The sequence below is a fragment of the Neisseria blantyrii genome, from assembly GCF_962747855.1.
Classification (GTDB): domain Bacteria; phylum Pseudomonadota; class Gammaproteobacteria; order Burkholderiales; family Neisseriaceae; genus Neisseria; species Neisseria viridiae.
In genome coordinates this window covers 1-22,277 of the sequence record NZ_CAUIZY010000008.1, presented here as the reverse complement: position 1 = coordinate 22,277, position 22,277 = coordinate 1, and the positions used below count along the sequence as shown (strand labels likewise).

At 55.2% G+C, this 22,277-nt stretch carries 18 protein-coding genes and 4 tRNA genes; 12 read left to right on the top strand and 10 right to left on the bottom strand.

Annotated elements, in window-relative coordinates; genetic code table 11:
• Positions 1-48: 48 nt before the first annotated feature.
• Entirely contained in the window at positions 49-1,944 is a 1,896-nt protein-coding gene (mnmG, locus tag Q9J80_RS07630) for a tRNA uridine-5-carboxymethylaminomethyl(34) synthesis enzyme MnmG (RefSeq protein ID WP_301673943.1), read from the bottom strand.
• A gap of 172 nt (positions 1,945-2,116) precedes the next feature.
• Positions 2,117-3,544 carry an alanine/glycine:cation symporter family protein gene (locus tag Q9J80_RS07625; RefSeq protein WP_301673885.1) on the bottom strand — a complete coding sequence of 476 codons (1,428 nt, stop codon included), beginning with the start codon at positions 3,542-3,544 and terminating at the stop codon, positions 2,117-2,119.
• A gap of 158 nt (positions 3,545-3,702) precedes the next feature.
• Between Q9J80_RS07625 and pdxA the strand changes: the two genes are divergently transcribed.
• Entirely contained in the window at positions 3,703-4,692 is a 990-nt protein-coding gene (pdxA, locus tag Q9J80_RS07620; protein WP_301673886.1) for a 4-hydroxythreonine-4-phosphate dehydrogenase PdxA, read from the top strand.
• Positions 4,693-5,096: 404 nt separating this feature from the next.
• Here pdxA and Q9J80_RS07615 read toward each other — a convergent pair whose 3' ends face one another.
• Positions 5,097-7,856, bottom strand: coding sequence for an Rne/Rng family ribonuclease (locus tag Q9J80_RS07615; RefSeq protein WP_304671531.1), 2,760 nt, complete (start codon positions 7,854-7,856; stop codon positions 5,097-5,099).
• A gap of 492 nt (positions 7,857-8,348) precedes the next feature.
• Between Q9J80_RS07615 and Q9J80_RS07610 the strand changes: the two genes are divergently transcribed.
• From Q9J80_RS07610 to Q9J80_RS07600, 3 genes are read left to right on the top strand one after another with little or no spacing between them, the layout of a single operon-like run.
• Positions 8,349-9,341 (top strand): RluA family pseudouridine synthase, encoded by a 993-nt coding sequence (locus Q9J80_RS07610; protein WP_304671530.1) that lies wholly within the window; start codon positions 8,349-8,351, stop codon positions 9,339-9,341.
• Between the two features lie 47 nt (positions 9,342-9,388).
• Positions 9,389-10,561 carry a lipid-A-disaccharide synthase gene (gene lpxB, locus Q9J80_RS07605; protein ID WP_304672810.1) on the top strand — a complete coding sequence of 391 codons (1,173 nt, stop codon included), beginning with the start codon at positions 9,389-9,391 and terminating at the stop codon, positions 10,559-10,561.
• A gap of 7 nt (positions 10,562-10,568) precedes the next feature.
• Complete coding sequence (locus tag Q9J80_RS07600; protein ID WP_304671528.1) at positions 10,569-10,727, top strand: hypothetical protein; 159 nt, start codon at positions 10,569-10,571, stop codon at positions 10,725-10,727.
• A 50-nt stretch (positions 10,728-10,777) separates the two neighbouring features.
• On the opposite strand, the gene Q9J80_RS07595 is transcribed toward Q9J80_RS07600, so the two are convergent.
• On the bottom strand, positions 10,778-11,167 hold the full coding sequence (locus tag Q9J80_RS07595) for a DUF596 domain-containing protein (protein WP_003709343.1): 390 nt from the start codon (positions 11,165-11,167) through the stop codon (positions 10,778-10,780).
• Positions 11,168-11,389: 222 nt separating this feature from the next.
• Between Q9J80_RS07595 and Q9J80_RS07590 the strand changes: the two genes are divergently transcribed.
• Positions 11,390-11,800: a hypothetical protein gene (locus Q9J80_RS07590; protein ID WP_304671527.1), complete on the top strand. Its 411-nt coding sequence runs from the start codon at positions 11,390-11,392 to the stop codon at positions 11,798-11,800.
• A 248-nt stretch (positions 11,801-12,048) separates the two neighbouring features.
• Here Q9J80_RS07590 and dapB read toward each other — a convergent pair whose 3' ends face one another.
• Both dapB and Q9J80_RS07580 read right to left on the bottom strand, forming a co-directional pair.
• Complete coding sequence (gene dapB, locus Q9J80_RS07585; RefSeq protein WP_304671526.1) at positions 12,049-12,858, bottom strand: 4-hydroxy-tetrahydrodipicolinate reductase; 810 nt, start codon at positions 12,856-12,858, stop codon at positions 12,049-12,051.
• A 9-nt stretch (positions 12,859-12,867) separates the two neighbouring features.
• Entirely contained in the window at positions 12,868-13,245 is a 378-nt protein-coding gene (locus tag Q9J80_RS07580; protein ID WP_003675993.1) for an outer membrane protein assembly factor BamE, read from the bottom strand.
• Positions 13,246-13,471: 226 nt separating this feature from the next.
• Here Q9J80_RS07580 and fur point away from each other — a divergent pair, with 226 nt between their 5' ends.
• Complete coding sequence (fur, locus tag Q9J80_RS07575; protein WP_002216289.1) at positions 13,472-13,906, top strand: ferric iron uptake transcriptional regulator; 435 nt, start codon at positions 13,472-13,474, stop codon at positions 13,904-13,906.
• 69 nt (positions 13,907-13,975) lie between these two features.
• Positions 13,976-14,701, top strand: a complete 726-nt coding sequence (aat, locus tag Q9J80_RS07570) for a leucyl/phenylalanyl-tRNA--protein transferase (protein WP_304671525.1) — start codon at positions 13,976-13,978, stop codon at positions 14,699-14,701.
• 248 nt (positions 14,702-14,949) lie between these two features.
• Here the strand turns inward: aat and gap are convergent, their stop codons facing one another.
• Both gap and Q9J80_RS07555 read right to left on the bottom strand, forming a co-directional pair.
• Positions 14,950-15,981 (bottom strand): type I glyceraldehyde-3-phosphate dehydrogenase, encoded by a 1,032-nt coding sequence (gene gap / locus Q9J80_RS07560; RefSeq protein ID WP_301673945.1) that lies wholly within the window; start codon positions 15,979-15,981, stop codon positions 14,950-14,952.
• A gap of 186 nt (positions 15,982-16,167) precedes the next feature.
• A complete protein-coding gene (locus Q9J80_RS07555) occupies positions 16,168-17,007 on the bottom strand; it encodes an RnfABCDGE type electron transport complex subunit B (RefSeq protein ID WP_301673891.1) in 840 nt (279 codons plus the stop codon).
• Positions 17,008-17,155: 148 nt separating this feature from the next.
• Between Q9J80_RS07555 and Q9J80_RS07550 the strand changes: the two genes are divergently transcribed.
• The 5 genes from Q9J80_RS07550 (at position 17,156) to Q9J80_RS07530 (ending at position 19,613) form a co-directional block, all read left to right on the top strand.
• Positions 17,156-19,135, top strand: a complete 1,980-nt coding sequence (locus Q9J80_RS07550; RefSeq protein WP_304672809.1) for a monovalent cation:proton antiporter family protein — start codon at positions 17,156-17,158, stop codon at positions 19,133-19,135.
• A gap of 69 nt (positions 19,136-19,204) precedes the next feature.
• A tRNA-Val gene (locus Q9J80_RS07545) sits at positions 19,205-19,280 on the top strand.
• A 32-nt stretch (positions 19,281-19,312) separates the two neighbouring features.
• A tRNA-Asp gene (locus Q9J80_RS07540) sits at positions 19,313-19,389 on the top strand.
• Positions 19,390-19,428: 39 nt separating this feature from the next.
• A tRNA-Val gene (locus Q9J80_RS07535) sits at positions 19,429-19,504 on the top strand.
• A 32-nt stretch (positions 19,505-19,536) separates the two neighbouring features.
• Positions 19,537-19,613, top strand: a tRNA-Asp gene (locus Q9J80_RS07530).
• 310 nt (positions 19,614-19,923) lie between these two features.
• Here the strand turns inward: Q9J80_RS07530 and Q9J80_RS07525 are convergent.
• Together Q9J80_RS07525 and Q9J80_RS07520 are read right to left on the bottom strand one after the other, a co-directional pair.
• Positions 19,924-21,138, bottom strand: a complete 1,215-nt coding sequence (locus Q9J80_RS07525) for an MFS transporter (protein ID WP_301673893.1) — start codon at positions 21,136-21,138, stop codon at positions 19,924-19,926.
• 744 nt (positions 21,139-21,882) lie between these two features.
• Positions 21,883-22,277: glycosyltransferase (locus Q9J80_RS07520; RefSeq protein WP_304672808.1), on the bottom strand; the 395-nt coding region annotated here is incomplete at its 5' end.

The window sequence follows — 22,277 nt, the reverse complement described above, 5'->3', positions numbered from 1 at the left end:
TGGGAATGCCGTCTGAAAAGGGTTTCAGACGGCATCGTACCGATGTGTTTATTTTGCGTCTTTAAACCCGCGCTTCAAATGCACCATCAGCAATGCCACTGCCGCAGGGGTTACGCCGGAAATGCGGCTTGCCTGCCCGACGGTTTCGGGTTTGTGCTGGTTGAGCTTTTGCTGCACTTCTGCCGACAAGCCTTTGACTTTGCCGTAATCGATGCCGTCGGGCAGTTTTAAGGTTTCGATGTCGCGGCGGCTGTCGATTTCTTCGTTTTGGCGGTCGATATAGCCTTGGTATTTGACTTGGATTTCGACTTGTTCGATGACTTCGGCGGAGAGATTTTCAGACGGCATCGCGCCTTCGAGCGTCATCAGTGCGGCGTAGTCGAGGTTCGGGCGGCGCAGGAGGTCGTGCAGGTTGGCTTCGCGGCTGAGCTTTTGTCCGAATACGCGGATTTGTTCGCTTTCGGCGAGTTTCTGTGGTGTGTACCACGTTGTTTTCAAACGTTGGATTTCGCGTTCGACGGCTTCGCGTTTTTCGTTGAACATACGCCATTGCGCTTCGCCCACCAAGCCGATTTTGTAGCCGTCTTCGGTCAGGCGCATGTCGGCGTTGTCTTCCCTGAGTTGCAGGCGGTATTCGGCGCGGCTGGTGAACATTCGGTAAGGTTCGTTCACGCCTTTGGTGATGAGGTCGTCCACCAATACGCCGAGATAGGCTTGTTCGCGGCGCAGCAGGAGCGGGTCTTGTTCGCGGACGTATTGCACGGCGTTCGCGCCTGCCAATAAACCTTGCGCGGCGGCTTCTTCGTAGCCGGTCGTGCCGTTGATTTGCCCGGCGAAGAAGAGGCCTTGGATGGTTTTGGTTTCGAGGCTGGCTTTGAGGTTGCGCGGATCGAAGTAGTCGTATTCGATGGCGTAGCCGGGGCGCAGGATATGGGCGTTTTCCAAACCTTTCATACTGCGGACGAGCGCGATTTGGATGTCGAAGGGCAGGCTGGTGGAGATACCGTTGGGGTAGTATTCGTGCGTGGTCAGACCTTCGGGTTCGAGGAAAATCTGGTGGCTGTCTTTGTCGGCGAAGCGGTTGATTTTGTCTTCGATAGACGGACAATAACGCGGGCCCACGCCTTCGATTTTGCCGGTAAACATCGGGCTGCGGTCAAAGCCGCTGCGGATAATGTCGTGTGTTTTCAAATTGGTATGCGTAATCCAGCAGGACACTTGGCGCGGGTGCATATCGGTGCTACCGCGCACGGACATGACGGGAACGGGCGTGTCGCCGGGCTGTTCGGTCAGTTGGGAAAAGTCAATCGTGCGCCCGTCGATGCGCGGCGGCGTGCCGGTTTTCAGACGGCCTTGCGGCAGCTTCAATTCGCGCAAACGGCCGCCCAAGGATTTGGCGGAGGGGTCGCCGGCGCGGCCGCCTTCGTAGTTTTCCAAACCGATGTGGATTTTGCCGGACAAAAACGTGCCTGCGGTCAACACCACGGCGCGTGCTTTAAACTCCACGCCCATCGCGGTGATTACGCCGCTGATGCGTTCGCCGTCGAGCGTTACGTCTTCGACGGCTTGTTGGAAAAGGTCGAGGTTTTCTTGGTTTTCCAACATTTCGCGAATGGCGGCTTTATACAAAATGCGGTCCGCCTGCGCGCGCGTGGCTCGCACTGCCGCGCCTTTGCTGGCGTTCAGACGGCGGAACTGGATGCCTGATTTGTCGGTTGCCAACGCCATTGCGCCGCCGAGCGCGTCGAGTTCGCGTACAAGATGGCCTTTGCCGATGCCGCCGATGGAAGGGTTGCACGACATTTGGCCGAGCGTTTCGATGTTGTGTGAGAGCAAAAGCGTCTGCGCGCCCATACGGGCGGCGGCAAGCGCGGCTTCGGTACCGGCATGGCCGCCGCCGACGACGATGACATCGTAGGTTTTGGGGTAAATCATGTGGGTCATGTGTGTATTGCCTGACGGTGTTTCAGACGGCATTCCAAGCAGGATGCCGTCTGAAAAACGAAATGGATTCAAAAGTAAAGGGTTGGGATTGTACGCTTGTTCGCCCTGTTTTTACAGTGCGCGGAAAGGGAAAAGCCGCTTCGCGGGGAAGCGGCTCCGGTAAGGGCGGGATTTACCAAACGTCGGATTTGATACGGCGTTTCAGGCCCGGATGTTCGGAAAGTTTGAACTCGGGGTCTTTGCCCATTTTCAGCTTGGCGGTGTAATCGCGCAGCAGCATAAATGCCAATGGCGAGAGCAGCAGGATGGCGACAAGGTTGATCCACGCCATAATGCCCATTGCCATATCCGCCATATCCCAGACCAAAGGCACATTGGCAACCGCACCGAAATAGACCCACGCCAAAACCAGCATACGGAAGACGGCGGTAATCAGCCAATGGCTTTTGATGAATTGGACGTTGGACTCGGCATAGGCATAGTTGCCGATAACGGTGGAAAAGGCAAACATAAACAGAATGACGGCGAGGAAGCCCGCGCCCCATTGCCCCACTTGGCTGACAATCGCCGCCTGCGTCAGCGCCGCACCGCTCAAATCGCCGTAAGGCTGTTGGTAAATCAAGATGATGAAGGCGGTGCAAGAACAAACGATGATGGTATCGACAAACACGCCCAGCATTTGAATCATACCTTGCGAAACAGGGTGTTTCACTTCGGCGGCGGCGGCGGCGTTCGGCGCGGAACCCATACCCGCCTCGTTGGAATACAGGCCGCGTTTGATGCCCATCATCATCGTTTGCGAAATCAGACCGCCGAGTAAGCCGCCTGCTGCCGCGTCGAATTTGAACGCGCCCGAAAAAATCTGACCGAACACGTCCGGAATCATCGGAATATTGGTCAAAATGATGAAAAGCGCGATAAAGAGGTACAAAACCGCCATCAGGGGGACGACGATTTCCGCCGCTTTAGATACGCGCCTGATGCCGCCGAAGATAATCGGCGCGGTTAAAATCACCAGGGCGACGCCGACATAATGAGGCTCCCAGCCCCACGCCGCTTTGACGGTATCGGCAATGGTATTGGTCTGAACCGCTTCAAACACAAAGCCGAAACAGAAAATCAGACTCAGGGCGAACAACACGCCCAGCCATTTCTGTCCCAGCCCTTGAGTGATGTAGTAGGCGGGGCCGCCCCGGAAATGGTGGTTGTCGTAGTCGCGGACTTTAAAGAGCTGCGCCAGCGAAGATTCGACAAACGCCGAACTCATACCGATTAAGGCGGTTATCCACATCCAAAACACCGCGCCCGGCCCGCCGACTTTGATGGCGATTGCCACGCCCGCGATATTGCCCACGCCCACGCGGCTGGCAAGGCCGGTTACAAATGCCTGAAACGGCGTGATGCCGTGAGGGTCGTCCCCCCGTTTGCGGCCGCCGAGCATTTCTTTGATGCTGCGTCCGAGCAGGCGGAATTGGACAAAGCCCGTGGCGACGGTGAAGAAAATCCCCGTGCCCAAAAGCATATAGACCAAGTACGACCACATCGGATCGTTGATGGCGCCGACCCAGCCGTGCAGCCATTCGGTAAAGTTTCCGTTCATATTGCTTCCTTAAAGTTGAAACCCGCACATATGGCAGTATGTAAGCAGGCTTTAAATTTTGTAAACGCCTATTCTAGCAGATTGTCAACAAAATCAGAAAAATTTACATCGCCGCGCGGCTGCGGCGTTAGAATCGCATTTTGTTTGGAGCAAACACGATGAAACAGCCTGTTTTTGCCGTTACTTCCGGCGAGCCTGCCGGCATCGGTCCCGATATTTGTTTGGACTTGGCATTTGCACGCCTGCCTTGCCGCTGCGCGGTATTGGGCGACAAAAACCTATTGCGCGCGCGCGCCGAAGCCTTGGGCAAAAGCGTCGTCCTGCGCGATTTCGATCCGGTCGGGGACGGCGCGGCATACGGAGAGCTGGAAGTGCTGCACATCCCGACCGCCGAAGCGGTTGAGGCGGGCAAACTCAATCCCGCCAACGCCGCCTATGTGCTGCAACTTCTAGACACCGCGCTCGCAGGCATTTCAGACGGCATTTTCGACGGCATCGTTACCGCGCCGCTGCACAAAGGCATCATCAACGACGCGCGCGCAAGCACAGGTTTTTTCAGTGGACACACCGAATATCTGGCGGAAAAAAGCGGCACGGGGCAGGTCGTGATGATGCTTGCCGGCAAAGGCCTGCGCGTCGCCCTCGTAACGACCCACCTGCCGCTGAAAGACGTTGCCGCCGCCATTACGCGGCCGCTGATTGAAAGCGTCGCACGCATTCTGCATCACGACTTAAAACACAAATTCGGCATCAAAAATCCCAAAATCCTAGTCGCCGGACTCAACCCCCACGCCGGCGAGGGCGGACACCTCGGACACGAAGAAACCGACACCATTATCCCCGCGCTCGAAAACCTGCGTCACGAAGGGATAAACCTTGCCGGCCCGTATCCGGCGGACACATTGTTCCAACCGTTTATACTCGAAGGTGCGGATGCCGTATTGGCGATGTACCACGACCAAGGGCTGCCCGTGTTGAAATACCACAGCTTCGGACAGGGCGTGAACATCACGCTGGGGCTGCCCTTTATCCGCACCTCCGTCGATCACGGCACCGCGCTCGATTTGGCGGCGACCGGCAGGGCGGACTCCGGCAGCCTGATAACTGCCGTGGAGACCGCCGTCGAGATGGCACGCGGCAGCCTTTAAAGATGATAAAAGACCCGTCATTCCCGCGCAGACGGCATCGTCCACCCTCCGCCGTCATTCCCGCGTAGGCGGGAATCCAGACCTTCGGGCAGCGGCAATATTTAAAGATTATCTGAAAGTTTGAGGTTCTAGATTCCCGTTTTCACGGGAATGACGAAAGGTTGCGGTAAGCACGGGAATAGCGAAGCTTTAGACGGCATCATCCACCCTTTGCGCCGTCATTCCCGCGCAGGCGGGAATCCAGACCTTCGGGCAGCGGCAATATTTAAAGATGATAAAAGCCCCGTCATTCGCGTATGCCGTAAAAAATGCCGTCTGAAATTGTTTCAGACGGCATTGCAGGTATCCGAACCCATGTAAAAAAGAGGTTCTGCGGAACAGAACCTCTTTTTGCCGCCGTCGGTTCAGCCTTGCCGGGTTTCGACTTGGATCATTTCTTCGGCAGGGACGGTTGCGGCTTCTTCCAGCTTGGGTTGTTCGGAACGGCGGATGCCGCGTACGGCTTGGACTTCGGGTTGTGCCGCCCATGCCTTCAATGCGGCAGGGTCGGTTTCGATCAGGACGAGTCCGCCGATTTGTGCGGTTTCCCGTGCCTGTTCCGCCGCAGCCGTAAAGGTTGCGGTTTCAGACGGCATTTCCTGTGTTGCGGCTTTCGGTGCCGCGCCTTCGGGCAGGATGGCGGCGGCGGCACGGCGGATTTTTTCCGCCGCATCATAAACCAGTGCGTCGCCGTTTGAAACGGCGGAAGATGCCGTCTGAACGGGTGTGGCGATGAGCGGATCGGCAATGCTGACGGTAATCGGCGCGTTTGCGTCGGTTTCTCCGAAAACGTGTGCGGCGGCGGAACGGACTTTGTCGGCAGTGTCGTGAATATTCAGGTACTGCTCGATTTTGGCGGCAGACGGGATATTGCGTTTTTTGCCGTTTTGACGGCGGTCGCGCTGATTGTTGCGCTCGCGGCGTTCTTTGGCATCTCGGCTGTCGCGTTCGCGGCGGTTGCGTTCGGATTTGGGCTTGCTGCCTTTGTCTTCTGCGGTATGCGGTTCGGACGGCATGTCTTCCGCTGTCTGAACGGCTGTTTCGGCAACGGCGGCGTTTTCCGGCGCGGTTTGGCCGCGTTCGTTGCGGTTGCCGTTGCGGCGGCGTTTTCCGGTTTGCACTTCGGTTTCGGACGGTGCGGCATCTGCAACGGGTGCGGCAGGCTGTACGTTGCGGCCTTGGATTTCCGCTTCGTCGGCGCGTTCGGCGGCACGGTCGCCGCGTTCGTTGCGGCGGCGGTTGCCGTTGTTGCGCGTTTCGGCTTTGTCGGCGCGCGCTTCCTGCCCGGCAGTTTTGCCTGCCACTTCGCGGACTTCTACTTTGCTGCCTTCGCGTTTGCTGCGGCGCGGGTTTTGGCGGCGGTTGTTGGAGCGGCTGCCGCTGCGGTTTGCCGTGCTGCGTTTTTCGGAGGTTTCGGCAGCGGGCGCGGCTTGGGTTTCGCTGCCGCCGAAAATGCGTTTGAGCCATGCTTTGAAGCTGTCCCACCAGGAGGTTTTTTTCTCGGGGGCGGCAGTCGGGGCGGGGCTGGTGTGGCGCACGCCTTTGACGGCGGGTTCGGGACGGGCGGCTTTGGCTTTTTCGCCGCCGAACGGTTTGGCGGATTCGTCTTCTTCCGGCTCGGCAACGCGCTTGTAGCTCGGTTCGCCGTCTTCTTCTACGTCGTCGGTGCGGATGCGGTTGATTTCGTAGTGCGGGTTTTCGAGGTGGATGTTCGGAATCAGGACGACGTTGACATCCAAACGCTCTTCCATTGCAAACAGCTCGGCGCGTTTTTCGTTCAGCAGGAAGGTGGCGACATCGACGGGCACTTGTGCGTGTACTTCGCCGGTGTTGTCCTTCATCGCTTCTTCTTGAATGATGCGCAAAACGTGCAGGGCGGTGGATTCGATGCCGCGAATCACGCCGGTGCCGGCGCAGCGCGGACAGGCGACGTGGCTGCTTTCGCCCAAAGCCGGTTTCAAACGTTGGCGGCTCAATTCCAAAAGGCCGAAGCGGGACAGTTTGCCCATTTGCACGCGGGCGCGGTCTTTTTTGAGCGCGTCGCGCAGGACGTTTTCCACATCGCGCTGGTGTTTGGGGTTTTCCATGTCGATGAAGTCGATAACGACCAAACCGCCCAAGTCGCGCAGGCGCATTTGTCGGGCGACTTCTTCGGCGGCTTCCATATTGGTTTTGAAAGCGGTGTCTTCGATGTCCGCGCCGCGTGTGGCGCGTGCGGAGTTCACATCGATGGAGACGAGGGCTTCGGTGTGGTCGATCACAATCGCGCCGCCGGAAGGCAGGCTGACGCTGCGCGAGAACGCGCTTTCGATTTGGTGTTCGATTTGGAAGCGGGAAAACAGCGGCGTGTGGTCTTCGTAGAGTTTCAGACGGCCTATATTGCCCGGCATGACGTAGCTCATGAACTCGGCAACTTGGTCGTAAACTTCTTGATTGTCCACCAAAATCTCGCCGATGTCGGGGCGGAAATAGTCGCGGATGGCGCGGATGAGCAGCGAGCTTTCCATAAAGAGCAGGTAGGGGTCGTGGTGCGCTTCGCCTGCTTCTTCGATCGCCTGCCAGAGTTGTTTGAGGTAGTTCAAGTCCCATTCCAACTCTTCCGCGCTGCGGCCGATGCCTGCGGTGCGGGCAATAATGCTCATGCCGTTCGGAATGTCGAGTTCCGCCATCGCGGCTTTGAGTTCTTGACGCTCTTCGCCTTCGATACGGCGGGATACGCCGCCGCCGCGCGGATTGTTGGGCATCAGTACGAGATAGCGTCCTGCGAGGCTGATGAAGGTGGTCAGCGCCGCGCCTTTGTTGCCGCGCTCGTCTTTTTCGACTTGGACGATGACTTCCATGCCTTCTTTGAGCACGTCCTGAATGCGCGCGCGTCCGCCTTCGTAGTCTTGGAAGTATGAGCGGGAGACTTCTTTAAACGGCAAAAAGCCGTGGCGGTCGGTTCCGTAATCGACGAAACACGCTTCCAGCGACGGCTCGATGCGGGTAATGATGCCTTTGTAGATATTGCCTTTACGCTGTTCTTTGCCCAGCGTTTCGATGTCCAAATCCAGCAGGTTTTGTCCGTCGACGATGGCAACGCGCAGCTCTTCGGCCTGCGTTGCGTTGAATAACATTCTTTTCATGATCACCTCGTGGACGGGCGGCATTCGGGCTCGCCGGTCCGGTTTGGCACTCCGGAATGCTGGGTTTTCCGATGTTTTCGGATGGAACCGGTAATCAGTTTTTGAGTTGAAAATCCGCAGGGATGCACGTTCCGAGGAACCGTGTGCGGAAGGGTCGGATAAAGAAGGCAATAAAGATCGATGCGGCGGTCTGTCTGCCGCGTTCCGAGCGGTATGGTCGGAAAAATGGGTGCCGGCTTCTTCTTGTTATCGTGATGCCTGTGTTTTCGGGCGGTTTGCGTTCGGGCCCGTGTCCTGGCTGCCGTCTTACTTCCGCACCGAAACGGCAAAATCAATTCAAACTTGATTACGTTCTGCGCCTGCCGGCTGGGAACAGGCGCAGGGAAAATGCTTTGCGGAGTGCGTTTTTAATATAAAATTCCGTTTTAAAGTAAACCGTTTCAGGGGGCGCGGCGGGCGCGCTTTCTGCTGAAACGGATGTTCGGATTATAGATGAAAACGCACGAAATAAGCAAAGGTTCGGTCAGCCTGATAGGGGTTGCCGAACACGAGGCGGGGCAACGCCTTGATAACTATCTGATAAAAATCCTCAAGGGCGTGCCCAAGAGCCATATCCACCGCATTATCCGCGCCGGCGAGGTGCGGTTGAACAAGAAACGCTGCAAACCCGACAGCCGTATTGCGGAGGGAGATACGGTGCGGATTCCGCCTGTGCGCGTGGCGGAGAAGGAAATGCCGTCTGAAAGGCGTGTCGCCGTGCCGGCGCGTGCGTTCGATGTTGTTTACGAAGACGACGCGCTGCTGGTGGTCAATAAGCCTTCCGGCGTGGCGGTACACGGCGGCAGCGGCGTGAGTTTCGGAGTTATCGAACAGTTGCGCCGCGCCCGTCCGGAGGCGAAGTATTTGGAGTTGGTTCACCGTTTGGACAAGGATACGAGCGGTTTGCTGATGGTGGCGAAGAAACGCAGCGCGCTCGTCAAACTGCACGAAGCCATCCGTAACGACCACCCCAAAAAAATCTACCTTGCGCTGGGGGTGGGCAAACTGCCGGACGACAATTTCCATGTCAAACTGCCCCTGTTCAAATATACCGGCGCACAAGGCGAAAAGATGGTGCGTGTCAGCGAGGACGGGCAGGCTGCGCATACGGTGTTCCGTGTGTTAAGCCGTTTTTCAGACGGCATTTTGCACGGTGTCGGGCTGTCGCACCTGACTTTGGTGCGGGCAACGCTGAAAACGGGTCGCACGCACCAAATCCGCGTGCATCTGCAATCTCAAGGCTGTCCGATTGCGGGCGACGAACGCTACGGTGATTATCAGGCGAACCGGCGTTTGCAGAAGTTGGGTTTGAAGCGGATGTTTTTGCATGCCTCCGAGCTGCACCTGAACCATCCGCTCACGGGTGAGCCGCTGGTGTTGAAGGCGGAGCTGCCGCCGGACTTGGCGCAGTTTGCGGTGATGTTGGAAAACGGGACGAAAATGTGAACCTCGATGCCGTCTGAAGCCTTCAGACGGCATCGGGACGTGAAAGTATGTGGGGACAGACGAATATGGTTGATAAAAAAAGCCCTTTGATTGCCGTCAGTGTCGGCGAAGCGTCGGGCGACCTGTTGGGGGCGCACCTGATACGCGCCATCCGAAAGCGTTGCCCGCAGGCGCGGTTTACCGGTATCGGCGGGGAACTGATGAAGGCGGAAGGTTTCGAGAGCCTTTATGATCAGGAGCGGCTGGCGGTGCGCGGCTTTGTCGAAGTGGTCAGGCGGCTGCCGGAAATTTTACGGATACGCAGGGGGCTGGTACGGGATTTGCTGTCGTTGAAACCTGATGTCTTTGTCGGCATCGATGCACCCGATTTTAATCTGGGTGTGGCGGAGCGGCTCAAACGGTCGGGGATTCCGACCATGCATTATGTCAGTCCCTCGGTTTGGGCGTGGCGGCGGGAACGCGTGGGCAAAATCGTGCATCAGGTCAACCGCGTGCTGTGCCTGTTCCCGATGGAGCCGCAGCTTTATCTTGATGCGGGCGGACGTGCGGAGTTTGTCGGTCATCCGATGGCGCAGCTTATGCCCTTGGAAGACGACCGTGAAACGGCGCGGCAAACTTTGGGCGTGGATGCCGGTATCCCCGTATTCGCCCTGCTGCCCGGCAGCCGCGTCAGCGAAATCGACTATATGGCGCCGGTGTTTTTTCAGACGGCATTATTGTTGTTGAAACGCTATCCCGCCGCACGCTTCCTGCTGCCTGCCGCAACTGAGGCGACGAAGCGGCGTTTGGCGGAAGTTTTGCAGCGTCCGGAGTTTGCCGGATTGCCGCTGACGGTAACCGACAGACAGTCTGAAACGGTGTGCAGGGCGGCGGATGCGGTGCTGGTAACGAGCGGTACGGCGACTTTGGAGGTGGCGTTGTGCAAGCGTCCGATGGTCATCAGCTACAAGATTTCGCCGCTGACCTATGCTTATGTGAAACGCAAAATCAAAGTGCCGCATGTCGGCCTGCCGAATATCCTGTTGGGTAAGGAGGCCGTGCCGGAATTATTGCAATTTGAAGCAAAACCGGAAAAACTGGCGGCGGCGTTGGTGGACTGGTACGAACACCCCGATAAGGTTGCCGCGCTGCAACAGGATTTCAGGGCGTTGCACCTGCTGTTGAAAAAAGATACGGCGGATTTGGCCGCGCGCGCGGTTTTGGAAGAGGCGGGATGTTGAGCGGTTAATGGATTATTTTCCCGAAGCAGCACGTATTACAAGAAAAGGGGGAGAAATTGTGATTAATGGCACATCAAACAATAAGTATTTAAGAGGAATTCCAAATGAAGCAGAACTGGCCCGAATGGGATTAAGGTTAAAATATAATGGTCTGTTAACTGATTAATTTTTGTTATATATGATTTATGATTATAGCTTATACTAATACTAATACGCTTACTTACCTTGTTTCATTTGTTCTTCGTAAATTTCTATTTTAGGCAATTGTGTCAGTTCAATAGGGCAAGTTGCGCCCCACCAAAAATGTTCTACATAAAACCAAGGATTATCTGGAAAATATAGCAACATCTCTTCCATATCCGGCCAAATTTTTCTTAATTCATCTACTTGTGTTTTTGGCGAACCGGTTAATATTTTTGGAGGATTTTCACGATAATCACATAATTCAATAACACCATCTGATAAAAGTTCGTCCAAAAAATCAAAAAATCTAATTTTTAAATTTGGATCTTTGATATCCATATTTAAATAATTTTTATAAACACCAAAAATACCACCTAAATATTCACAATATTCTAAAAGATTATATTTTATCTTCACATTCATAACGTAACCTTTATCTAAATTTTAATTCTAATCTTTGCCCACGTACTGAATCAGGTTGATTCCTAAACTCAATCGTCCATTTTGCTCCAGTTTGTTCTCGGCTAGTTGAAAAATTCCTTAAAATGAAGGAAGAGTTTAAGCAACTGAAATTTCAGAAGAGTGATGGAAGACAATTAGTATCAGACGAGCTTAAAACCATTGTATTTGAAAAGGTAAAATAATATGACAGCTTATACCATTCCAAGAAAAGATCATCAATTTTTGTATATAATTGAGGGGTCTCTATTAAGCTATACTTTGAAAAACAATGAATTTCATATCATCGTCAATTGTGTGGATTATCCGGATTTACCTCAAGAGCTTCCTACCCCCAGTTATTCAGACTGGGTAAAAATTAAATTCAAGCAGTTCAGCTATCTGAAATTTATCTATGGATACGCTACAAAGAGCCAAGATATAAATATCGATAATACCTTGGAGCTTGGAGAATTAAAGCAGGATGATGAAATCTTGGATTATGGAGGTACGCTGGAATTGATAGGCGGTAGGTATGATCTTCCGACCGGTTTTAGCATAGATATAGTTTGCCGGGAAATAGAGTTAGAATTTTTAGATCAGGAGAGTTTTAATTAAACAAGCCGTAGCTTGTTATGCTGCGCAGGCAACTTTATCGTATTTCCTTTTCGGTTGAAACCCCGCCCTTTAGGGCGGTAGAATCAGACTTTATTTGGGAGGGGCGTAACCCCTTCCGAATCAGGGCAACACATAGGGCGACGCTTTATGTGTCGTCCTGTGTGTTGAAACATTGATATGCCGATACGGAGCCTGTCGGCAAAATGCCGTCTGAACAATATCTTTTCAGACGGCATTTTGTATGGGGGTTAACGGTTGTTCAGCCCGAGTACGTCCTGCATATCGTACAAACCCGTTTTGCCGTTTACCCAAACTGCGGCGCGGACGGCGCCGGCGGCAAAGGTCATGCGGCTGCTTGCCTTGTGGGTGATTTCCACGCGTTCGCCGTCGGTGGCGAAGAGGGCGGTGTGGTCGCCGACGATGTCGCCTGCGCGGACGGTGGCAAAGCCGATGGCAGACGGATCGCGCGGGCCGGTGTGGCCTTCGCGGCCGTAAACGGCGCATTGTTTGAGGTCGCGGCCGAGCGCGCCGGCGATGACTTCGCCCATACGCAGGGCGGTGCCGCTGGGGGCATCGACTTTGTGGCGGTGGTGGGCTTCGATGATTTCGATGTCGTAGCCTTCGTTTAATACGCGGGCGACGGTGTCGAGGATGCGGAAGGTGAGGTTCACGCCGACGCTGAAGTTGGCGGCGAAGACAACGCCGGTTTTTTCGCCGGCGGCCCGGATGGCGGCTTTGCCCGCATCGTCGAAGCCTGTTGTGCCGATGATGATGCAGACACCTTTTTCAACGCATTTTTGCAGGTGTTTGAGGGTCGGCTCGGGGCGGGTAAAGTCGATGAGTACGTCGCTTTGTGCGAGAACGGCGTCAACGTCGTCTGAAATGGCGATGCCGGTTTTGAGTCCGACGGCGTAGCCTGCGTCCAGCCCGAGGGCTTCTGAGCCTGAGTGTTCGAGCGCGCCGGAAAGGACGGTGTCGGGATGGTTGTTGACGGCTTCAACCAATACGCGCCCCATGCGGCCGTTGACGCCGGCGATAGCGATTTTGAGCGGTGTCATGTGTGTTCCTTATTGTTTGTCTGCGTTTTGTTTCGCGCGGAGGGCTTCGGCGGCATTTTGGAGGGCGTCGCCTTCGGCGCGGACGAGCACGCCGTTTTCAAAATAGACGGTCAGATTGCTGCGTTCTTTGATAATGCCGTTGCGGGAGGTGTTGAAGGTATAGTCCCAGCGGTCGGTATGGAATGCGTTGTGCAACATGGGGCTGCCGAGCAGTAGTAGGACTTGGTCTTTGGTCATGCCGGCGCGGAGGGAGGCGACGGCGCGGGGTTCGAGTTCGTTGCCTTGGATGATTTTGAGTTTGTAGGAGGGAAACAGCGAGACGCGTTCGACGCTGCACGCGGTCAGGCTGAACAGGGCGGAAAGGACGAGTATGAGGGTTTTGTTCACGAGAGAACCTTTCTGTGCAAATCGGGATGTCTAGTGTAGCACTGCTTGAATATTTTATAAAAGCGAACGATAATCATACGCTTAAGCGGTATTTCACCCTGTCTGTGTCCGACTGCCCGTCCGCCGTTGCGGTTTTGCTATTGCAAACTGCTATGGTGTGATAGTGGGCAAGCAGGCTGAAATTGCGTATTATAGCGTCTATTATTTTACAGGGATATTGAATATTATGGAAAAATTCAGCAACATTGCGCAACTGAAAGACAGTGGACTGAAAGTTACCGGCCCGCGTTTGAAGATTTTGGATTTGTTCGAGACTCATGCGGAAGAGCATTTGAGTGCCGAGGATGTGTACCGTATTTTGTTGGAAGAGGGTGTGGAAATCGGTGTGGCAACGATTTACCGCGTGCTGACCCAGTTTGAGCAGGCGGGTATTCTGCAACGCCATCATTTTGAAACGGGCAAGGCGGTTTATGAGTTGGACAAGGGCGACCACCATGACCATATCGTCTGTGTGAAATGCGGCGAGGTAACGGAATTCCACAATCCCGAAATCGAAGCCCTGCAAGACAAAATCGCGGAAGAAAACGGCTACCGCATTGTCGATCACGCGCTGTATATGTACGGCGTGTGCAGCGACTGTCAGGCCAAGGGCAAACGTTAAATCCGGACGGTTTGTTGTTCAGACGGCATTCATGATTTTGGATGCCGTCTGTGTTTTTGGAGAACTGCCATGCGTATTCCGCTGCTTGCCCCTGACAATTATGCCTTTCCCGATCCTGCCTATGCTTTGGCCCGGTGCGACGGGCTGGTCGGCGTGAGCGGCGATTTGGATGCGGGGCGGCTGCTCGAGGCGTATCGGAACGGCGTGTTTCCGTGGTTTTCTCGGGACGGTTGGTTTTTTTGGTATGCGGTCGGCCCGCGTGCGGTGATTGTTCCCGAACGTCTGCACGTTCCGCGCTCGCTGGCGAAAACGCTGCGCAACGGCAGCTATCGGGTTGCGGTCAACGGCTGTTTTGCGGAAGTGGTCGCGCATTGTGCGGCAGCGGCGCGCCCGAATCAGGACGGAACTTGGATTGCGCCCGAGTTTCAGACGGCATATTTGAAGCTGCACGAAATGGGACACGCGCATTCGTTCGAGTGCCATTATCCCGATGAAAGCGGTGAAACGAGGTTGGCGGGCGGGTTTTACGGCGTGCAGATCGGTAGCGTGTTTTATGGCGAGTCGATGTTTGCGTTGCAGCCGGATGCGTCGAAAATCGCGTTTGCCTGCGCCGTGCCGTTTTTGGCGGATTTGGGCGTGGGACTGATAGACTGCCAGCAGGACACGGAACATATGCGCCGTTTCGGTTCGGAGCTGCTGCCGTTTGCGGATTTTGCCGAACGTCTGCGGATGTTGAACGCCGTGCCGTTGAAAGAGGAAATCGGGCGGCGCGAAGTGGCGTGCAGGGGGCTTTGATGGCGGCTTATGCTCCGGTCAGGTTTAAATATAGTGGATTATAGTGGATTAAATTTAAATCAGGACAAGGCGACGAAGCCGCAGACAGTACAGATAGTACGGCAAGGCGAGGCAACGCCGTACTGGTTTAAATTTAATTCACTATAAAATTGGAAATGACGACAGCCGGGTAAAATCACGGTGAAAAATGCCGTCTGAAACTTGAAAACATCGGGTTTCAGACGGCATTTTGTTTGACGGTTTATTGCTTATTTGAGCGGGCGCACTTCAAGTCCGAACATGCGGCGTGCGGTGTTCAGCATTTGGCAGCTGAAGCCCCATTCGTTGTCGTACCACGCGAAGACTTTGACCATGTTGCCGTCGATGACTTTGGTCAGCGTTGCGTCGAAGTGGCTGGCTTCTGTGGTGTGGTTGAAGTCCATGGAAACCAATGGCAGGGTGTTGTAGCCCAAAACGCCTTTGAGCGCGCCTGCTTCCGAGGCGGCTTTCATCAGTGCGTTGATTTCTTCGACTGTGGTGTCGCGCGCGGCTTGGAAGCTCAAATCTACCAAGGATACGTTGACGGTCGGCACGCGGATGGCGAGTCCGTCGAGTCTGCCTTTCAATTCGGGCAGAACCAAACCGACGGCTTTTGCCGCGCCGGTTTTGGTCGGAATCATGTTTTCCACGCCGCTGCGGGCGCGGCGCAGGTCTTTGTGGCGCACGTCGGTAACGGTTTGGTCGTTGGTCAGCGCGTGGATGGTGGTCATCGCGCCTTTGACGATGCCGACGCTTTCGCTCAACACTTTGGCAACCGGCGAGAGGCAGTTGGTGGTGCAGGAGGCGTTGGAAACGACAGTCATGTCGGCGGTCAGGACGCTGTCGTTCACGCCGTACACGACGGTTGCATCGACATCGTCGCCGCCCGGTGCGGAAATGAGGACTTTTTTCGCGCCGCTTTCGAGGTGGATTTTGGCTTTTTCTTTGCTGGTGAACGCGCCGGTGCATTCCATAACCAAATCGACACCGAGTTCTTTCCACGGCAGTTCGGCAGGGTTGCGGGTCGAGAAGAAGGGGATTTTGTCGCCGTTGACGATGAGGTGGCCGCCGTCGTGGGATACGTCGGCATCGAAACGTCCGTGTACGGTGTCGAATTTGGTCAGATGGGCGTTGGTTTCAAGGCTGCCGCTGGCGTTGACGGCGACGATTTGGAGCTGGTCTTGAATCTGGTAGTCGTAGATGGCGCGCAAAACCTGGCGGCCGATGCGTCCGTAGCCGTTGATGGCGACTTTGATGCCCATGGTTTGTTCCTTTGTTGAGGGGTTGGGTAGATTTTCGGGGCGGATTATAGCAAATTTGTAGTGGCGTGTAATTAATATTTTATTGAAAACGGCGCGGCCGGAAGGGTGGGCGGCACGGGTGCGGCGGACGGAGAGCTTGATAAAATGCCGTCTGAAACGGTTTTCAGACGGCATTTCGGGGAAGGGTCAGGAGGCGGTGTTTTGTGCGGTTTCCTGCTTGGCTTTGTATTGTTTGAGGTATTCGAGGGCGGCGGCTTTTTCGCTGTCGCTGCCGTATTTCATATCGCGTTGGGCGCGGCGCAACTCGGCGCGTTCGCGGGCTTCGGCTATCTGTTTCGCCTGATAGCCTTGGCGGTTGTCGGCGGCAACGAGGCGTTCTTGTTGGGTTTGCGCTTTTGCCATGGCTTTGGCGATGAGGTCGGCGGGGTTGAACGACGGTTTTTCCGGTGTGTCGGGCGTTTGCGGACGCGCGTTGCGGACGGCGGCTTCGCGTTCGGCAAGCATGGCTTTGCGTTCGTCGGCTTCGCGCTGTTTGCGTTCGTTGCGTTTGAGGTAGCGCGCACGCGCGTGTTCGGCGGCGGCAAAACGGCTGTCGGCGGACAGGCTGAAACGGCGTGCGCGCGGCAGGACGGTGTCGGCAACGGGCTGCATATGGATGCAGTCCACGGGGCAGGGGGCGACGCAGAGTCCGCAGCCGGTGCATTCGTCGGCGATGACGGTGTGCATAAGTTTGCCCGCGCCCATAATGGCATCGGCAGGGCAGGCGCGGATGCAGGCGGTGCAGCCGATGCAGGCGGTTTCGTCTATCCGGGCGAGTGCTTTGGCTTGGGTTTTGGCGGGTGCGACAAGGGGTTTGCCGAGCAGGGCGGCAAGGTCGCGGACGACGGCCTCACCGCCCGGGGCGCAGAGGTTGTACGCTTCGCCTGTTGCGACTGCCTGTGCGTAGGGCAGGCAGCCGTCGTAGCCGCATTCGCGGCATTGGGTTTGGGGAAGCAGGCGGTCTATGGCGGCGGCTGTGGCGGTCATGTCGGTGTGCGGCTCAAAATCGAAAGGGCGTATTTTAGCAGAATTGTATGCCGCAACTGTTTCGGACGATGTGTAGTGTTTTGTTATAATGCGGCGGCGTGTGCCGTTTCAGACGGCATTTTGTCTGTTTTTCCTGTTCGGACGGCCTATGAACGAATTTTCTCTTGCCCCTATTGTGATTGTTTTGCTGGTGTCGGTCATTACGGTGATCCTGTGCCGCAAGTTCAACATTCCCTCCATGCTGGGCTACCTGCTGGTGGGCTTTTTGGCGGGGCCCGGTATGCTCAGCCTGATTCCGAAAAGCCATGCGACGGATTATTTAGGCGAAATCGGGATTGTGTTTCTGATGTTCAGCATCGGTTTGGAGTTTTCATTGCCCAAATTGAGGGCGATGAGGCGGCTGGTGTTCGGTCTGGGCGGTTTGCAGGTCGGCATTACGATGCTGTCGGTAATGGGCATACTGATGCTGACGGGCGTGCCGTTCAATTGGGCGTTTGCCGTGTCGGGCTCGTTGGCGATGTCGTCCACGGCGATTGTGAGCCGGATTTTGTCGGAAAAGACGGAATTGGGGCAGCCGCACGGTCAGATGGCGATGGGCGTGCTGCTGATGCAGGACATCGCCGTCGTGCCGCTGATGATTCTGATTCCCGCGCTGGCTGGCGGAGGGGACGGAAATATTTGGGCGGCCTTGGGTTTGGCGTTTGCAAAAATGCTGCTGACGCTGGGGCTGCTGTTTTTCGTCGGCAGCAAAGTCATGTCGCGCTGGTTCAGGTTGGTTGCCAAACGCAAGTCGTCTGAACTGTTTATGATCAATGTGCTGCTGGTAACCTTGGGTGTGGCTTATCTGACTGAGCTGGAAGGGCTGTCGATGGCGTTGGGCGCGTTTGTGGCGGGGATGCTGCTTTCGGAAACGGAATACCGTTTCCAAGTCGAAGACGACATCCGTCCGTTCCGCGACATCTTGCTCGGTTTCTTCTTTATTACGGTTGGTATGAAGTTGGATGTGCAGGCCTTGATCGGCGGCTGGCGGCAGGTATTGATGCTGTTGGCAATGCTGCTGGTGTTGAAGGCACTGGTTGTGTTTGCCATTGCCTTCAAAATGAAACATTCGGTCGGCGACAGCCTCAAAACGGCTTTGTATCTCGCGCAAGGCGGCGAGTTCGGCTTCGTGATGCTGGCCATTGCCGGGCAGCTTGATATGGTTTCGCCCGAATTGGAACAGGCGGCGACGGCGGCGGTTCTGCTGTCGATGATTATCGCGCCCTTCCTCTTGGGCAGCAGCGATGCGCTGGTCGGACGTTTGGTCAAGTCGAGCTGGGACATGAAGTCGCTCGATCTGCACAGTATGCTGGTAGAAACCATGAGCAAGTCCGACCATGTGCTGATTGTCGGCTTCGGCAGGGGCGGGCAGACGGTCGGGCGCGTCCTCGCCCAAGAGGATATTCCGTATTTCGCGCTCGACTTGGACATCGCGCGCGTGCAGGTAGCCAGAAGTGCGGGCGAGCCGGTGTCGTTCGGCGATGCGAAACGCAGGGAAGTATTGGAAGCTGCCGGTCTGGGACGGGCGAAAATGGTGGTGGTTACGCTCAACAATATGCACGAAACGCAACACGTTTTAGACAATGTGCTGTCCATGTATCCTAATATGCCTGTGTATGCGCGCGCCACCGACGACGATTATGTGAAAACGTTTACCGATATGGGCGCGGAAGAGGCTGTGTCCGACACTAAAGAAACCGGACTCGTGCTGGCAGGCTATGCGATGTTGGGCAACGGCGCGTCGTACCGGCACGTCTATCAGACGATGGCAAATATCCGCCACAGCCGTTATGCCGCGTTGGAGGGGCTGTTTGTCGGCAGCGACGACGAAGCGGGATTCGGGGAAAACGGAAAAACGGTTTGCCGCCATGCTTTTTCTTTGGTGCAAGAGGCTTATGCCGTCGGAAAAACAATCGGCGCACTGCCTTTGGATAGGCACGGCATCAAACTGCTGTTCGTCCGCCGCCGTACCGCGAGGATTGAAAATCCCGTTCCTTCCTTCGTTTTGGAAGGCGGAGACATATTGGTCGTCGTCGGCAAAAAGGATGAAATTATTTTGTTTGAAAACTGGAGTTTGCAGGGAATATAAATGAAATTCCGAAATAAGGCTTGCGCCATTTCCGGTTATTTGGTTTAATAGCGTTTTCGCAAATCGCAAGGGTGATTAGCTCAGTTGGTAGAGCGTCTGCCTTACAAGCAGAATGTCGGCGGTTCGACTCCGTCATCACCCACCAAGTTTCCTTTCATTGTTGCAAACAATGGATGCGCGGTGGTAGCTCAGTTGGTTAGAGTACCGGCCTGTCACGCCGGGGGTCGCGGGTTCGAGCCCCGTCCGCCGCGCCAAGTTTCAAAATACTGACTCTGTCGGTATTTTTTATACACGGGTGATTAGCTCAGTTGGTAGAGCGTCTGCCTTACAAGCAGAATGTCGGCGGTTCGACTCCGTCATCACCCACCAAGTTTCCTTTCATTGTTGCAAACAATGGATGCGCGGTGGTAGCTCAGTTGGTTAGAGTACCGGCCTGTCACGCCGGGGGTCGCGGGTTCGAGCCCCGTCCGCCGCGCCAAGTATTGAAAATACCGACCTTAGGGTCGGTATTTTTTCGTCTGCCCGATTTGATGGGTTTGTCTGTTTTGGGTCTGTTTCGCCCGGATATTGCTGTTTTAATCCGGTTTTTTATCATTGGATGGTATTTTCGATACGGATTCGGACAGTTGTTGCGTGCTGTTCTGATGTTGCTTACTGTCGTATCAATGGGCAGGAGGATGCTTGCGGATTTTATGGCTTCCTTCTTGCCATTTTTTGGGTTGAAATGTCGGCGGATATGTCGGATGTTTTTGAAAATGCCGTCTGAAGGTTTTCAGACGGCATTTTTGTCAGGCGGTTTCGGGTTCGCGGATGGGGAGGTTGAGGAGGGCGGCGGTTCCGGCCAGCAGTGCGTCGGCATACCACATCCAGCCGTAGTCGCCGAATTGTGTAATCACGATGCCGCCGATGTATGAGCCGAGGAATCCGCCGATTTGGTGGCTGAGCATCGTCAGTCCGAACAGGGTGGCGAGGTAGCGTGTGCCGAAGAGTTTGCCGGTAATGGAGGCGGTCGGTGTGACGGTGGCGAGCCATGTGAATCCGAGTGCGGCGGCGAAAATGTAGAAGTTGAAGTCGGTTTTGGGTGAGAAGATGTAAATCAGCACCATGGCGACGCGTGAGGCGTAGAGTCCGAACAGGACGTGTTTTCCTTTGAAGCGTCCGGTGCACCAGCCTGAGAACACGCAACCGGCGATGTTTGCCAGTCCGATGATGGCGATGGATGTAGAGGCGACGGTGGCGGGCAGTCCGCACAGGGCGACTTCCGTGGGTAGGTGGGTTACGAGAAAGGCGATGTGGAAGCCGCAGGCAAAAAAGCTCAGGTGCAGCAGGATGTAGCTTGGGGTTTTGAAGGCGGTTTTGACTGCTTCTCCGAGGCTTTGTCCGTGTGTGGCTTGGGCGTGTTGGGTGTGGGCGGCGTTGTTGCCGCCGGCAAGCCACCATGAGACGGGCAGAATCAGCAGGGCGATTGCGCCCCAAACGTAAAATGTGCCCGTCCAGCCGACTTCGGGCAGGACGACGAGTCCTTGAACCAGCGGTGCGAACAGGAATTGTCCTGCCGAACCGCCGGCGTTGACCAGTCCGGATGCCAAGCCGCGTTTGTGTGCGGGGACTTGGGCGGCGACCTGCCCCATAATGATGGAGAAACCGCCTGAGCCTGTGCCGAATGCGAGCAGCAGCCCGACGGCAATCATCAGCCCCCAATAAGTCGGGATGTTGGGGGCAATCAGGCAGGCGCAGACGAGCAGGACGGCGCCGCCGCTTAATACCCTGAACGCGCCGAAACGGTCGGCAAGCGCGCCGGACAATGGTTGCGATACGCCCCACATCAGTTGGAAAACGGCGATGATGAGGCTGAATTGGGCAATGCTCAATTCGGTGGTGTTGACGACGGGTTGGACGAACAGTCCGAGCGTCATCCTCATCCCGATGGTAATCAGCAGGATAAATGCGGCGGCGGCAATGACCGCCCAGAGTTTGGGTGTTTTCGATGCGGTGTGCGTCATAATGTGTATTTTGAGTCGGTTAAGTTTGCGGATTTTAACAACCCTGATGATTCGGGCTAAATAATTCCTGATTCTTTGGATATAGCCAACGGTATGCCTGCCGATGCCGTCTGAAAGGGCTTAATGGGCATTTGCGGTTCGGGTTAATATTTGTGCCGTATTTGTTAGTTCCGGTTAGTATAGTGGATTAACAAAAACCGGTACGGCGTTGCCTCGCCTTAGCTCAAAGAGAACGATTCTCTAAGGTGTTGAAGCACCAAGTGAATCGGTTCCGTACTATTTGTACTGTCTGCGGCTTCGTCGCCTTGTCCTGATTTTTGTTAATCCACTATATTTTTGCCCGACGGGGTGAAAAATACAGTTGCTACGTCCTCCCCTACACAACACCTGACGACCGCTGAAAAAATTTCAGGCGGCATTTTTATCAAATGCAAAAATATTCCGTCATTCCCGCGAAAGCGGGAATCCGGAAACTTAACGCTGCGGCAATTTGTCGGAAACGGCTGAAACTCAAAGAGCCAGATTCCCGCATGCGCGGGAATGACGGGATTTAGCGGGAATGACGGCGGGGGTGGTTTGGTGGTTTGGATTGGTTTTGGTGGGCTGAAGCCCACCCTACAGCCCATCCTACGCATCTGAAACTCAACGAACCCGGATTCCCGCCTGCGCGGGAATGACGGGGGTGTGGCGGGAATGACGGGGGTTTATCAGAAATGACCGAAACTCAAAAGTCGGCAGCCTTGTTTACGCCTTCAAAATATCGAGCAATTTCAAATCGACTTTTTCGGCATCGAATTTATCTTTGGCAATCGCATAACTTGCATTCCCCATCAGGCGGACGGCTTCCCTGTTTTCGATAAAATAAATCATTTTTTCGGCCAAGATGCGGGGATTCCAAGGTTCGATCAGGAAGCCGTTGACCTTGTCGGCGACCGTTTCCCTGCATCCGGGGACATCCGTCGTAATCACTGCCCTGCCGACGGCCATTGCCTCCTGAGTGCTTCGGGGAACGCCTTCCCTATAATAAGACGGCAATACGAATATATGATGCGCCTTTATCACTTCGGAAACATTGTTTACAAAACCGGGGAAACGGATAATATCGCGGGCGGCAAGGCGTTCCAAATCGCCCCCCCCCC